The organism is Streptomyces sp. XD-27 (assembly GCF_030553055.1).
Lineage (GTDB): Bacteria > Actinomycetota > Actinomycetes > Streptomycetales > Streptomycetaceae > Streptomyces.
Genome location: NZ_CP130713.1, coordinates 5734703 through 5747673, shown reverse-complemented (window position 1 = coordinate 5747673; position 12971 = coordinate 5734703). Strand labels below are relative to the sequence as shown.

The 12971-nt window shown below is 70.7% G+C and carries 12 protein-coding genes; 3 read left to right on the top strand and 9 right to left on the bottom strand.

Annotated features, from left to right (window positions below):
* Positions 1 to 140 precede the first annotated feature (140 nt).
* Positions 141 to 1028, top strand: a complete 888-nt coding sequence (locus Q3Y56_RS25130; protein WP_304464094.1) for an alpha/beta fold hydrolase — start codon at positions 141 to 143, stop codon at positions 1026 to 1028.
* Positions 1029 to 1043: 15 nt separating this feature from the next.
* Here the strand turns inward: Q3Y56_RS25130 and mnmA are convergent, their stop codons facing one another.
* The gene (gene mnmA / locus Q3Y56_RS25125; RefSeq protein WP_304464093.1) at positions 1044 to 2201 is read right to left on the bottom strand and encodes a tRNA 2-thiouridine(34) synthase MnmA; all 1158 of its coding nucleotides are present in this window, start codon (positions 2199 to 2201) and stop codon (positions 1044 to 1046) included.
* A 123-nt stretch (positions 2202 to 2324) separates the two neighbouring features.
* On the opposite strand from mnmA, the gene Q3Y56_RS25120 reads away from it, so the two are divergent.
* The gene (locus Q3Y56_RS25120) at positions 2325 to 3107 is read left to right on the top strand and encodes an N-acetylmuramoyl-L-alanine amidase (protein WP_304464092.1); all 783 of its coding nucleotides are present in this window, start codon (positions 2325 to 2327) and stop codon (positions 3105 to 3107) included.
* A 27-nt stretch (positions 3108 to 3134) separates the two neighbouring features.
* Here the strand turns inward: Q3Y56_RS25120 and Q3Y56_RS25115 are convergent, their stop codons facing one another.
* Positions 3135 to 4304 carry a cysteine desulfurase family protein gene (locus Q3Y56_RS25115; protein WP_304464091.1) on the bottom strand — a complete coding sequence of 390 codons (1170 nt, stop codon included), beginning with the start codon at positions 4302 to 4304 and terminating at the stop codon, positions 3135 to 3137.
* 101 nt (positions 4305 to 4405) lie between these two features.
* Here Q3Y56_RS25115 and Q3Y56_RS25110 point away from each other — a divergent pair, with 101 nt between their 5' ends.
* On the top strand, positions 4406 to 4849 hold the full coding sequence (locus Q3Y56_RS25110) for a carboxymuconolactone decarboxylase family protein (RefSeq protein WP_304464090.1): 444 nt from the start codon (positions 4406 to 4408) through the stop codon (positions 4847 to 4849).
* A gap of 32 nt (positions 4850 to 4881) precedes the next feature.
* Here the strand turns inward: Q3Y56_RS25110 and Q3Y56_RS25105 are convergent, their stop codons facing one another.
* The 7 genes from Q3Y56_RS25105 to Q3Y56_RS25075 form a co-directional block, all read right to left on the bottom strand.
* Positions 4882 to 5544 carry a trimeric intracellular cation channel family protein gene (locus tag Q3Y56_RS25105; RefSeq protein WP_304464089.1) on the bottom strand — a complete coding sequence of 221 codons (663 nt, stop codon included), beginning with the start codon at positions 5542 to 5544 and terminating at the stop codon, positions 4882 to 4884.
* A gap of 87 nt (positions 5545 to 5631) precedes the next feature.
* The gene (locus Q3Y56_RS25100; RefSeq protein ID WP_304465789.1) at positions 5632 to 6672 is read right to left on the bottom strand and encodes an ABC transporter ATP-binding protein; all 1041 of its coding nucleotides are present in this window, start codon (positions 6670 to 6672) and stop codon (positions 5632 to 5634) included.
* A gap of 23 nt (positions 6673 to 6695) precedes the next feature.
* A complete protein-coding gene (locus Q3Y56_RS25095; protein WP_304465788.1) occupies positions 6696 to 7793 on the bottom strand; it encodes an ABC transporter ATP-binding protein in 1098 nt (365 codons plus the stop codon).
* 50 nt (positions 7794 to 7843) lie between these two features.
* Positions 7844 to 8842, bottom strand: a complete 999-nt coding sequence (locus tag Q3Y56_RS25090) for an ABC transporter permease (RefSeq protein ID WP_304464088.1) — start codon at positions 8840 to 8842, stop codon at positions 7844 to 7846.
* 116 nt (positions 8843 to 8958) lie between these two features.
* A complete protein-coding gene (locus Q3Y56_RS25085) occupies positions 8959 to 10752 on the bottom strand; it encodes an ABC transporter substrate-binding protein (protein ID WP_304465787.1) in 1794 nt (597 codons plus the stop codon).
* A gap of 40 nt (positions 10753 to 10792) precedes the next feature.
* Positions 10793 to 11791: an ABC transporter permease gene (locus Q3Y56_RS25080; RefSeq protein ID WP_304464087.1), complete on the bottom strand. Its 999-nt coding sequence runs from the start codon at positions 11789 to 11791 to the stop codon at positions 10793 to 10795.
* A gap of 343 nt (positions 11792 to 12134) precedes the next feature.
* Positions 12135 to 12929 (bottom strand): enhanced serine sensitivity protein SseB C-terminal domain-containing protein, encoded by a 795-nt coding sequence (locus Q3Y56_RS25075; RefSeq protein ID WP_304464086.1) that lies wholly within the window; start codon positions 12927 to 12929, stop codon positions 12135 to 12137.
* Positions 12930 to 12971: the final 42 nt, after the last annotated feature.

Genomic DNA, 12971 nt, shown 5'->3' with positions numbered 1-12971 from the left:
GGTTACTCAACGTAACCATCCCGGCAACACAAGTCAACGACGCCAGCCGGTCACGCTCCACGTGGCCGGAACTTGACGACGCATTTGGAAAGCGAGACGATACGTCTCGTTCCGCATGCACACCGAAAGGGGCCACTGCCATGCACCACGTCTCCACCGCCTCCGTCGAAGTCGCCCCCGGCATCCGCCTATGGACTGAGCAGCGCGGGCCCGACGACGCCCCTCCACTGCTGTTGATCATGGGCGCGCAGGCATCGGGGCTGGGGTGGCCGGACGGCCTGGTCGACCGGCTCGCCGCGCACCACCGGGTGATCCGCTACGACAACCGCGACACCGGCCGCTCCCCCTGGGCGTTCGACCAACGCCCGTACCGCGTCACCGACTTGGCGGAGGACGCGGTGAAGGTCCTCGACGGGCTCGGTATCGAGCGGGCGCACGTCGTCGGCATGTCGCTCGGCGGAATGCTCGCCCAGCTCATCGTCGCCGACCACCCGGACCGGGTACTCAGCGCCACCCTTTTCGGCACCTGCGCCATGAGCACGGCGCCGCTCGTCCACCCCGACGGGACGGTGACCCCCGCCGACCAGCTCCCCGGCATCGACCCCCGGGTCCTGGAGGAGTGGGCCAAGCCCGTCGAGGACCACGGCCTCGAAGCCGAACTCGACCGGCGGGTGCGGCACTGGGAGCTGCTCAGCGGCGGCGGGATCCCCTTCGACGCGGACTACTTCCGCGACTTTGAGCGCGGCATCATCGAGCACACCGGGCATTACGGCACGACGGACGCGGTCAGCCGCGCCGACGACTCCGGGATGCTGCGCACGGAAGCCCTCGCCGCGACCGAGGTGCCCACGCTCGTCCTCGGGGCCCCGGCCGAACCGGTGTTCCCGCCGCCGCACCCCGCGCACATGGCACACGTCATCAACGGGGCCCGGCTGGTCGAGATACCCGGCATGGGCCACGCCCTGCCGCCGGAGGTCCACGGCCCGCTGGCCGAGGCGATCCTGGCGCACACGCTCGGGATGGGCTGAGCGCCGACCGGTGGGCTACTGCGCGGACGCCGTCCGCGCCCGCTGGGTGGTGGCGATCGTCGCCGAGCCGACCACCCGCGTCCCGTCGTACAGCACGATCGCCTGGCCGGGCGCCACGCCCCGTACCGCCTCAGTAAAGGAAACGCGCAGTTCCTCGCCGACCAGTTCCGCGCCGACCTCGGTCTCGCCGCCGTGGGCGCGGAGCTGGGCGGTGTACGTGCCGGGCCCCGCCGGGGGCGTGCCGCACCAGCGGGGCTTGATGGCGGTCAGGGCCGTGACGTCCAGGGACGCGGCCGGGCCGACCGTCACCGTGTTGTTCACGGGCGAGATGTCCAGGACGTAGCGCGGCTTGCCGTCCGGTGCCGGGACGCCGAGCCGCAGGCCCTTGCGCTGGCCGATCGTGAAGCCGTACGCGCCCTCGTGGGTGCCCACCGCGTTGCCGTCCTCGTCGACGATCTCGCCCTCCGCCTTGCCCAGCCGGGCGGCGAGGAAGCCCTGGGTGTCACCGTCGGCGATGAAGCAGATGTCGTGGCTGTCCGGCTTCTTCGCGACGGCCAGGCCGCGGGCCTCCGCCTCGGCGCGGATCTCGTCCTTGGTGGTGAGCGTGTCGCCGAGCGGGAACATCGCGTGGGCCAGCTGCCGCTCGTCCAGGACGCCCAGGACGTAACTCTGGTCCTTGGCCATGTCGCTCGCGCGGTGCAGCTCGCGCGTGCCGTCCTCGCGGGTGACCACCGTGGCGTAATGGCCGGTGCACACGGCGTCGAAGCCCAGCGCCAGCGCCTTCTCCAGCAGCGCCGCGAACTTGATCTTCTCGTTGCAGCGCAGGCACGGGTTCGGCGTGCGGCCCGCCTCGTACTCCGCGACGAAGTCCTCCACCACGTCCTCGCGGAAGCGCTCGGCCAGATCCCATACGTAGAAGGGGATGCCGATCACGTCGGCGGCACGGCGGGCGTCGCGCGAGTCCTCGATGGTGCAGCAGCCGCGGGCACCGGTACGGAAGGACTGCGGGTTGGCGGAGAGCGCGAGGTGCACACCGGTCACGTCGTGGCCCGCCTCAGCGGCGCGGGCGGCGGCGACGGCGGAGTCGACACCGCCGGACATGGCCGCGAGCACGCGGAGGCGGCGGCCGTCGCGGGGAGCGTTCGGATCGGGTGCGCCCGGGAAGTCAGTCATAGCCCCTCCAGGGTACGGGGCCCGCGCGCCCTGCCAGCGGTGTCCGCCCGGGGCGGGCGCCCGGAGTGACGTACGGCACGCGTGCGCGGAACCCCGACCGGCGGTCCGCGCGTTGAGCATCGCATGAGCGACACGCCTGCGGCCGACCGCGACGCGACACCAGCGCCCAGCCGCCGGGACGCGCCGACGGCGGTGGCGCCCGGCGGTGCGGGCACCGGGCCGGCCACCCGTTCCCGCGCGGTGAGCCGGCGCGCCCTGGTCCTGGGCGGGACCGCCGCGGCCGGGCTGGGCCTGGCCGCGGGGGCCTACGCGTTCCGGGACGAGCTGGAGCGGTGGTGGTGGCGGCTGCCCGGAAACGACCGGCCGCGCCGGGAGGGCGACGTCGACCACCCGGGCGCGCGGTGGATCGCCGCCTCGGAGGCGAACTGGCGGCGGGCCGACCGGCCCTACGACTACGGCATCGACCGCGTCGTCGTCCATGTGGTGCAGGGCGGCCACGACGACGCCGTGCGGGTGTTCCGCGACCCCGAGCACGGCGCGGCCGCCCATTACATCGTGCGCGGGGACGGGCGCATCACGCAGATGGTGCGGGAGCTGGACGTCGCGTTCCACGCCGGGAACCGCTCGTACAACGAGCGCAGCATCGGTATCGAGCACACCGGGTTCGTATCGCGTGCCGACTCCTTCACCGACGCGATGTACCGCGCGTCGGCCCGACTCACCGCCGGGATCTGCGAGCGGTACGGCATACCGGTGGACCGGGAGCACCTGGTCGGCCATGTGGAGGTGCCGGGGACGGACCACACCGACCCCGGTCCGCACTGGGACTGGGAACGGTATCTGCGCCTGGTCCGCACCGCTCCCCCACCGTCCACGCGGGGCCCGTCCGACAAGCCGCGCGACTGACCGGCAGGGTCAGCCGGCCCGCAGGGCTCAGCTCAGGCCCGCGCTGCGGGCCCGTTCCACCGCCGGGCCGATCGCCTCCGCCAGCGCCGCCACGTCCTCCTCCGTCGAGGTGTGCCCCAGCGAGAAGCGCAGCGTGCCGCGCGCCAGGTCGGGGTCGGTTCCCGTGGCCAGGACGACATGGCTGGGCTGGGCGATGCCCGCGGTGCACGCCGAACCGGTGGAGCACTCGATGCCCTGCGCGTCCAGCAGCAGGAGCAGCGAGTCGCCCTCGCAGCCGGGGAAGGAGAAGTGCGCGTTGGCGGGCAGCCTGCCGGCCGGGGCCGGGTCGCCGCCGAGGACCGCGTCGGGGACGGCGGCGCGGACGGCGGCCACCAGCGTGTCGCGCAGCGCCCCGATCTCGCGGGCGAAGCCCTCGCGGCGCGCGGCCGCCAGTTCACCGGCGACGGCGAAGGCGGCGACGGCCGGGGCGTCCAGGGTGCCGGAGCGCACCTGCCGCTCCTGCCCGCCGCCGTGCAGCAGGGGTACAGGGGTGTACTCGCGGCCCAGCAGCAGCGCCCCGATGCCGTACGGGCCGCCGATCTTGTGGCCGCTGACGGTCATGGCGGCCAGCCCCGAGGCGGCGAAGTCCACCTCCAGCTGGCCGAACGCCTGGACCGCGTCAGCGTGCAGCGGAACGTCGAACTCCCGGGCCGCCTCGGCCAGTTCGCGGACCGGCATGACGGTGCCGATCTCGTTGTTGGCCCACATGACGGTGGCGAGGGCGACGTCGGCGGGGTCGCGGGCGATGGCCTCGCGCAGCGCCTCGGGGTGCACCCGCCCATACCGGTCGACGGGCAGCCACTCGACCCGCGCGCCCTCGTGGTCGGCGAGCCAGTGGACCGCGTCGAGGACGGCGTGGTGCTCCACCGGGCTCGCCAGCACCCGGGTACGGGCCGGGTCGGCGTCCCGCCGGGCCCAGAACAGCCCCTTGACCGCGAGGTTGTCGGACTCGGTCCCGCCCGCGGTGAAGACGACTTCGCTGGGGCGCGCGCCGAGCGCGGCCGCGAGCGTCTCCCGGCCCTCCTCGACGGTGCGCCGGGCGCGCCGCCCGGCGGCGTGCAGCGAGGAGGCGTTGCCGACAACGGCCAACTGCGCGGTCATCGCCTGCACCGCCTCCGGAAGCATCGGGGTGGTGGCGGCGTGGTCGAGGTATGCCATGGTGTGACGATTCTACGAGCCGGGGGCCCGGCGGCGGCACGGCCGGGTGGCACAGCGCGGTGTCCGCGCCGAAGCGCGCTCCGACTCGTAACGTCGGGATCATGAGCAGTGAGAGCAGGAGTGAGACCCGGCAGGAGCGGTTCGACCGGGGCATGCGGGTACTGACGGAGATCGACGGCCAGGCCGGACGGCGCGTCGTCGCCTCCCTCGCCGGGATCTCCCCGGAGCTGGGCCACCAGATGGTCGCCTGGGGCTTCGGTGAGATCTACGCCCGGCCGGAGCTGGCGCCGCGCGACCGGCAGCTGGTGACCCTGGGCATGCTGGCGGCGCTGGGCGGCTGCGAGGCGCAGTTGGAGGGCCACGTGGACGCGGCGCTCAACGTGGGGCTGACGCCGGTACAGATCGTGGAGGCGCTCCTGCACTCGGCGCCCTACTGCGGCTTCCCCCGCGCCATCAACGCGACGATCGCGGCGAAGCGGGTGTTCGCGCAGCGCGGCCTGGCCCCCGTCGGCGCGGAGCCGGGCGAGGACGTCGACCCCATGTAGTCCTCATGTGGTCCTCGGCCTTCTCGCAGCCCTCAGGCGGTCTCCTCCGCCGCCGTGCTGCGCCGGTTCCAGGCGCGGGGCGCGCGCCAGCCGAACCGCATCGCCAGCAGGCGCAGGACGAACGCCGCCGTGGCCGCGAGCGCACTGGTGGTCGCGTTCAGCTCGTCGAAGCGGATGAGGAGCGCGGCCAGTGTGGCGCCGACCATGGCCGGGACCGCGTACAGGTCGCGGTCCCAGCGCAGGAGGGACGGGACCTCGTGCGCCAGCACGTCGCGGAGCACGCCGCCGCCGACCGCCGTGGCCAGGCCCAGCGTGGCGGACGCGGTGAGGCCGAGTCCGTGGTCGTGGGCCTTGGTGGTGCCGGTGACGCAGAACAGCCCGAGCCCCGCCGCGTCGAAGACGTTCACCGCCTTGGTGATCCGTTCGACCTCGGGGTGGAGGAAGAAGACGATCAGGGTGGCGACGAGCGGGGTGAGGAAGTAGCCGAGGTCGGTGAAGGCGGTGGGCGGTACGTCGCCGATCATCAGGTCGCGGAACAGCCCGCCGCCCAGCGCGGTGACCTCGGCGAGCACGGCCATGCCGAACACGTCGAAGTTCTTGCGTACGGCGAGCAGCGCGCCGGAGATCGCGAAGACGAAGATCCCGGCGATGTCCAGCGAGTGCTGGACGGAGGGGCTGAACAGATCGGTGAGCACGCGACATTCTTACCTGTCGCGCACATGATCTCCGGCCGGGCCCGCATGCCGGACCCGGTGCCGGTCCGGCCGGAGATCACGAATGGCTCACTCCTCGGAATCGGACACGTTCTCCGGGTGGTGGCACGCCACCTGGTGGCCGGTCTTGAGTGCCACCAGCGGCGGCTCCTGCTTTTTGCACAGGTCCGTCGCCTTCCAGCACCGGGTGTGGAACCGGCAGCCCGGCGGCGGCGCGATCGGCGAGGGCACGTCGCCCTTGAGCAGGATGCGCTCCCGCTTGGCGCGCCGCTTGGGGTCCGGCACCGGCACCGCGGACAGCAGCGCCTTGGTGTACGGGTGCATGGGCGCCGTGTACAGCGACGCGCGGTCCGCGAGCTCCACGATCTTGCCCAGGTACATCACCGCGATCCGGTCGGAGACGTGCCGGATGACCGACAGGTCGTGGGCGATGATCACGTACGTCAGGCCCAGCTCCTCCTGGAGGTCGTCCAGCAGGTTGACGACCTGCGCCTGGATGGACACGTCCAGCGCCGAGACCGGCTCGTCCGCGATGACCAGCTTCGGCTTGAGCGCCAGCGCGCGGGCGATGCCGATGCGCTGCCGCTGGCCGCCGGAGAACTCGTGCGGGTAGCGGTTGTAGTGCTCGGGGTTGAGGCCGACCACCGACAGCAGCCGCTGGACCTCCTTCTTGACGCCGCCCTCGGGCGTGACGCCCTGGAGCTTGAACGGCGCGCTGACGATCGTGCCGACCGTGTGCCGGGGGTTCAGCGAGGAGTACGGGTCCTGGAAGATCATCTGGATGTCGCGGCGCATCGGGCGCATCGCCGCGGTGCCCAGATGGGTGATGTCCCGGCCCTCGAACTCGATCCTGCCGCCGGTCGGCTCCAGCAGGCGGGTGATCAGCCGCCCCATGGTGGACTTGCCGCAGCCGGACTCGCCGACCACGCCCAGGGTCTCCCCCGGGCGGACGTCGAAGTCGAGCCCGTCGACCGCCTGCACCGCGCCGGACTGCCGCTGGAGCAGCCCCTTCTTGATGGGGAAGTGCTTGACCAGGCCGGTGACCTTGAGCAGGGGCTCAGGGGAGTCGGCCTCCGCCGCCTGCCGCTCGACCGCCGCCGTCTTCGCCATGTTCGGTTTCTCGGTCTTCTCGGTCACAGCTTCGGCGCAATCTCTTCGGTCCAGATCCGGGTGCGCTCCTCCTGCGACATGTGGCAGGCGGAGAAGTGGCGGTCGCCGACCTCGCGCAGTTCCGGGCGCTCGGTGCGGGTGATGCCGTCCTTGGGCACGTCGGCGTACGGGCAGCGCGGGTTGAAGGCGCAGCCGCCGGGGATGTTGATCAGGCTCGGCGGGGACCCCTTGACCGGGATGAGCCGCTCGGTCTGGTCGCGGTCGATGCGCGGCATCGAACCGAGCAGGCCCCAGGTGTAGGGGTGCTGCGGCTCGTAGAACACCTTCTCCGCGGGGCCGCGCTCCACGCAGCGCCCGCCGTACATCACCAGGATGTCGTCGGCGAGCTCGGCGACGACGCCCAGGTCGTGGGTGATGATGATGACCGCGGAGCCGAACTCCTTCTGCAGGTCGCGGATGAGGTCGAGGATCTGCGCCTGGACGGTCACGTCGAGGGCGGTCGTCGGCTCGTCGGCGATCAGCAGCTCGGGGTTGTTGACCAGCGCCATCGCGATCATCGCGCGCTGCCGCATGCCGCCGGAGAACTCGTGCGGGTAGTTGTCCACCCGCTTGTCCGGCTGCGGGATGCCCACCCGGTCCAGCATCTCGACGGCCCGCCTGCGGGCGGTCTTCTTGTCGACCTGGTGGTGGACCCGGTACGCCTCGCTGATCTGCTTGCCGACGGTGAAGTACGGGTGCATGGCGGACAGCGGGTCCTGGAAGATCATGGCCAGTTCGCGGCCGCGCAGCCGCCGGACCTCGTCGGGGTCGGCGGAGAGCAGCTCCTTGCCGTCCAGCCAGATCTCGCCGGAGATCCGGGCCTTCTGCCGGCCGTAGTTGCCGACCCGGTGCAGGCCCATGATGCCGAGCGAGGTGACCGACTTGCCGGAGCCGGACTCGCCCACGATGCCGAGCGTCTTGCCCTTCTCCAGCGCGAAGGAGAGCCCGTCGACGGACTTGACCAGGCCGTCGTCGGTCGGGAAGTGCACCTTCAGGTCGCGCACCTCAAGGAAGGCGCTCGGCCGCGACGAGTCGGCGGCCACCGGCTCGCCGACGGCGCCGGACTTGGCCACCGCGTCGATGGCGGCGGGCTGCTCCGGCTCGCCGGCGGCGCCCGTCTTCTCAAGGTCCGTCACGAGAGCCTCACTCGGGGGTCGATCACGGCGTACAGCAGGTCCACGACGAGGTTGGCGATGACCACGAAGAACGCGGCCACCAGCGTGACCCCGAGGATCACCGGCAGGTCCTTGTTCTGGATCGCGTTGACCGCCTCGTAGCCGAGGCCGCGGAGGTTGTAGGTCTTCTCGGTGAGCACCGCACCGCCGACCAGCGCGCCGAGGTCCAGGCCGAAGATGGTGAGGATCGGGGTCATGGTCGAGCGCAGCGCGTGCTTGCGGACGACCGTCGATTCCTTCAGGCCCTTGGCCCGGGCGGTGCGGATGTAGTCCTCACCCATCACTTCCAGCATGGTCGCCCGGGTCAGCCGCGCGTACATGGCCGCGTAGAGGAAGGCCAGGGTGATCCATGGCAGCATCAGGTTGGTGAACCATCCGCCGGGATCGTCCATGAAGGGGACGTACTCGGCGGAGGTCCAGCCGAGTTGATAGGAGAAGATGGACAGGGAGAGCAGGCCGGTGAAGTAGATCGGGAGGGACACACCGGCCAGGGCGCCGACCATGGCGGCGCGGTCCCAGATCGTGCCGCGTTTGAGGGCGGAGACGATGCCGACGCCGACGCCTCCGACCAGCCAGAGGGCGGCGGCTCCACTGGCCAGCGAGGCGGTGACGGGCAGCCGGTCCTTCAGGATCGGCCACACCTCCTGCTCGGTCTTGAAGGAGTAGCCGAAGCACGGGGCGGGGCAGTGGGTGACCTCGACGCCGTCGTCGTAGTCCCGGCCGGTGGCCAAGCCCTTGACGAACTCGCCGTACTGCACCAGGACCGGCTCGTCGAGGCCGAGCTTCTTGCGGGTGCCCTCGACCGAGGCCTTGTCGGAGTTCTTGCCGACGTACATCAGGGCCGGGTCGGTGCCGGTCAGCTTCGGCACCATGAAGAAGACCCCGAACGTGGCCAGGGTGACCACCAGGAGCATGACGACGACTGTGACGAGCCGCCGGATGATGTACACAAGCACTGTGGTCGGCCTCCGGGCGGCCGCCCCGGGGATCTCCCTCTGGGGCGGCCGCCCGGCAGGCCCTCACCTGCCCTTCGCTCTATCGGGACGGACCACCGGTCGCGTACCGGGACCGATTACTTGCCGCCGCCCTTGACACCGAGCGAGACGAAGTCGTACTTGCCGTTGAAGCCGTCCGACGCGTAGACGTTGGTCAGCTCCGGGCTGCGGTAGTTCAGCGACTTGTCGTAGACGAACGGCAGGTAGACCGCCAGGTCGCTCAGTCGCTGGTTCAGCGCCTTGTAGGTCTCCGCGGCCTTGGCCGGGTCGGGCTCGGCGATGGCCTTGTCGAACAGCTCGTCGATCTGCTTGTCGTCGACCATGCCGTAGTTGTTGTTGCCGGCCTCCAGGGTGAAGCGGCTGTCGACCAGCGGCTGCAGGAAGCCCGCGCCGGACTGGAAGTCCGCGCCCCAGCCGTAGACGATCAGGCCGTAGCCCTGCTTCTTGACGTTGTTGGGCGAGCCGATGACGGCGTTGCCCTGCGCTCCGTCGAACTTGTCGATGTCGACCTTGATGCCGACCTTGCCCAGGGCGTCCTGGATGGCCTCGGCCGAGGCGATCTCGGCGGGCTCGTTCTGGCGCACCGCGAGCTTGGTGGAGAAGCCGTTCGGCTTGCCGCACTGCTTCAGCTCGTCCTTGGCCTTCTCCAGCTGCGGCTTGCCGCCGTCCTTGCGCAGCTCGTACGGGTCGCTCTGCGGGTCGTGGCCGGGGACGGACGGCGGCAGCATGTTCATGCCGATGTCGCCGCCGAACTTGCCGCCGCGCGCCGCGAGCAGCGAGTTCTTGTCGGCCGCGTAGAGGACGGCCTTGCGGCAGTGCACGTCGTCGAACGGCTTGACCGTGTTCGGCATGACCGCGTAGCGGATGAAGCCGGTCAGCGGGTCGTCGGTGTTGGCCTTGTGCGAGGCGTCACGGAGGATCTTGGCGCGGGCGGACGTCTGCACGCCGCGCTGAGTGAGGTTGAGGTGGTAGTCCCCCGCCATCAGCTTGGCGTCCGCGTCGTTGGCGTTGGTGGTGAAGGTGACCTGGACCTTGTCCGGCAGGGCGGCGCGGATCGGGTCCGAGGACTTCTTCCACTTGTCGTTGCGCTCGAGGATGAGCTCCTTGCCCGGGTCGTACGACTGGAACTTGTACGGACCGGAGGAGAACGGGCGCAGGGTGTACTTGGAGCCCTTGTCCTTCGACGGCGGCACCGGGGTCGAGGTCGGCAGCGCCAGGATGCCCTCGAAGTCGTAGTTCGCCTTGGGGAGCTTGAAGATGATGGTCTTCTCGTCCGGCGTCTCGATGGACTTCAGCCCCAGCTTCTTGGGGTCCTTGTCCTTGTACGGGCCGGGGTACTTCTGCCCGTTGTCCAGGATCTGCATCAGGTACGGCGGGCCGCCGTTGACGACATCGGTGGCGAAGGTGCGCTCGATGCCGTACTTGATGTCCTGCGTCGTGATCTTGGAGCCGTCCTCGTAGTAGAGGTCGTCGCGCAGGGTGTAGGTGTAGGTCTTGCCGTCAGGGCTGACCTTGGCCTTGCCGGTGGCCATGTCGGGGACGATCTCCATCCCCTCCTTGCCGGGCTTGGGCGCGTAGGTCACCAGCTGGCGCGTGTAGAACCGGGCGAAGTCCCACATGAAGCCGTAGTAGCCGCGCTGCGGGTCCCAGAAGTCGGCGTCCTGGGTGCTGATGAACTTCAGCGTCCCGCCCTTTTCGGTGGACGGGTTGAGCACCTTGGTGAGCGCGGCGTTGAACCCGGCCCCGTCGGCGTCGTTGCTGTCCTTGTCCCTGTTACGGCCGTTTCCGCCGCCGCACGCCGCCGTCGCGGCGAGCAGCGCCGCGACCGCGGCACCGGCCGCGATCCGGCGGGTGGCTCTGCTCGTGGTGATCACTGTGTCGCATCCTCCGTGAAGTGCGGTACTGCCCCGCTCAGCGGGAACCCTTGGGGTCGAGCGCATCGCGCACACCGTCGCCGAAGAGGTTGAAGGCGAGCACGGTGATGAAGATGGCCAGACCAGGAATGATCATGAAAGTGGGGTCGAGGTCGTAGAAGTCGACGGCCGCCGACAGCATCTGCCCCCACGACGCGGTGGGTGACTTGACGCCGGCCCCCAGGAAGCTGAGCGCCGCCTCCGTAAGGATGTTGGTGGGGATCATCATGGTCGTGTAGACCAGGATCGGCGCGACCAGATTGGGCAGCAGCTCCTTGACCAGGATGTAGAACCGCCCGGCGCCGAGGCTGCGCGCCGCCTCGACGTACTCGCGCTCGCGCAGACTGAGCGTCTGCCCGCGCACGATGCGGCCGACGTAACTCCACCCGAAGAAGCCGATCACCAGGACCAGCACGCCGAGTCTGACGCCGCTGCCGGACAGCCCCCACAGTTCGCCGGGGATGACCGAGACCAGCGCGATGGTGAACAGCAGCTGCGGGAAGGCCAGCAGCAGGTCCATGGTCCGGCTGATGAGCGCGTCGACCCAGCCGCCGAAGTACCCGGCCAGGATGCCGAAGACCGTGCCGAGCACCACCGAGACCAGCGCCGCGAGGAACGCGACGAGCAGGGAGACGCGGGCGCCGTAGACGACGCGGCTGAACACGTCGCGGCCGTTGACCGGTTCGAGCCCGAAGAGGAAGTCGCCGCTCATGCCGCCCAAGCCGCCCTCCGGCAGGCCGGTTTCGGCGTTGAGCCTGTCGACGTGGAAGTCGTTCGGCGGATGGCCGAACAGCTTCACGATGAGCGGGGCGAAGACGGCCACCAGGATCAACAGGATCACGATGATGCCGCCGGCGAGGGCGACCTTGTCGCGCTTCAGCCGCGTCCAGGCGATACGCCCGGGCGACCGGCCCTGGATCTCCTTCTCGGGCACGCCGGCGGCAACCTCGACGGCGGAGGTCTCGGCCGCGCCGGTGTCATGCAATGGAGCCGTCATCGTTGTGGGGACCCCTCTCGCCGGCGGTGGCCGGCCCACGACCCGCCGCGCGGTGGCGGCATGGTTCACATCAGTGGTGCACAGCGTCGTGCTGATGGTGCGGTAGATCTCGCAAACGGGGCTCGTACGCTGGAGCGACGATCCTTGGAGCGGGAGTCTTCAACGGGCCCGCGATCAGCCGCCAGACCCCTCGGGCAATGGATGCGCAACCGTGATGTGGCGCACAACGTTCCGTTAACCGAACAGCCGATACCCGTGAGCGTGGTACGAGGCGGCCCAGGGCATGCCGAAAGCCGGCCGGGCGGAAGCCGCCCCGACGCCGGGAGGAGTCAATCGCCGCAGGTCAGAAGGTGGGGCGCGGCGGCGGGTAGCCGTAGCCGTAGGAAGCCGCGGGCGCGCCGCCGTAGGCCTCCCGGTCGAAGAACGGGCGGGAGTTGGCCCGCAGCCACATCGCGACCGGGTCGAACTCGTCCGACATCGCGACCGTGGAGACCGGCAGTCCGTCCGGCACCGCGCCGATGGACTGGCTCATCATCAACCGCGCCGCCTCGACGGACGGCCGGCTGGTGTCGTACAAATCCAGACCGATCACCAGATAGGGGGCGCCGAGGGCGGGTTGCACCCAAGCCCGGCGCAACGACCGCACAACGGGTGTACGGTGCGCGTTCTGCCCCAGCAGGGCGTAGAACTGCGGGATCTCGATCGCGGGTTCGCTGATCCGCAGGGGTCCGGCGGGCAGCCGGTCCAGGCCGACCGCGATCCGCCGCAGGTCGAGCCAGGGAATGCCGACGCCGCCGCCGGGGGCGTGCGGGTTGAGCCACAGTCCCCAGCGGTCGCGGTAGAGCGCGGCGGAGATCTGGCGGCCGCCGATCACCTCGTGCGCGCGGGTCCAGCCGCTGGCGGACAGCTCCTGCCCCGAGGTGACGCAGGGGGCGTAACCGAGGCCGTCGACCTCCATGTTGCCGTACTGGGCGTCGGGCGACCCGGGGGTCCCGTGCCACAGCAGCATCCACACGGAGCCGTCGGCGAGAGCGCGCAGCAGCGCCTCGTAGGCGTCGTACCGGCCGGGAGCGACCTGCTGCAGCATCTGCTCGATCTGACCGGCAGCCGCCGTACCTCCTCCCGCGACCGCGCTCACCTGTGTCCGCCCCTTTCCTGGGTCATCACCGCATCGCTCCGG

What these genes read in the sequence shown, in the direction of transcription:
- Q3Y56_RS25130 (WP_304464094.1), top strand. Translation starts at nt 141, where the DNA reads ATGCACCACGTCTCCACCGCCTCCGTCGAAGTCGCCCCCGGCATCCGC.
- mnmA (WP_304464093.1), bottom strand. Translation starts at nt 2,201, where the DNA reads ATGACTGACTTCCCGGGCGCACCCGATCCGAACGCTCCCCGCGACGGC.
- Q3Y56_RS25120 (WP_304464092.1), top strand. Translation starts at nt 2,325, where the DNA reads ATGAGCGACACGCCTGCGGCCGACCGCGACGCGACACCAGCGCCCAGC.
- Q3Y56_RS25115 (WP_304464091.1), bottom strand. Translation starts at nt 4,304, where the DNA reads ATGGCATACCTCGACCACGCCGCCACCACCCCGATGCTTCCGGAGGCG.
- Q3Y56_RS25110 (WP_304464090.1), top strand. Translation starts at nt 4,406, where the DNA reads ATGAGCAGTGAGAGCAGGAGTGAGACCCGGCAGGAGCGGTTCGACCGG.
- Q3Y56_RS25100 (WP_304465789.1), bottom strand. Translation starts at nt 6,672, where the DNA reads ATGGCGAAGACGGCGGCGGTCGAGCGGCAGGCGGCGGAGGCCGACTCC.
- Q3Y56_RS25080 (WP_304464087.1), bottom strand. Translation starts at nt 11,791, where the DNA reads ATGACGGCTCCATTGCATGACACCGGCGCGGCCGAGACCTCCGCCGTC.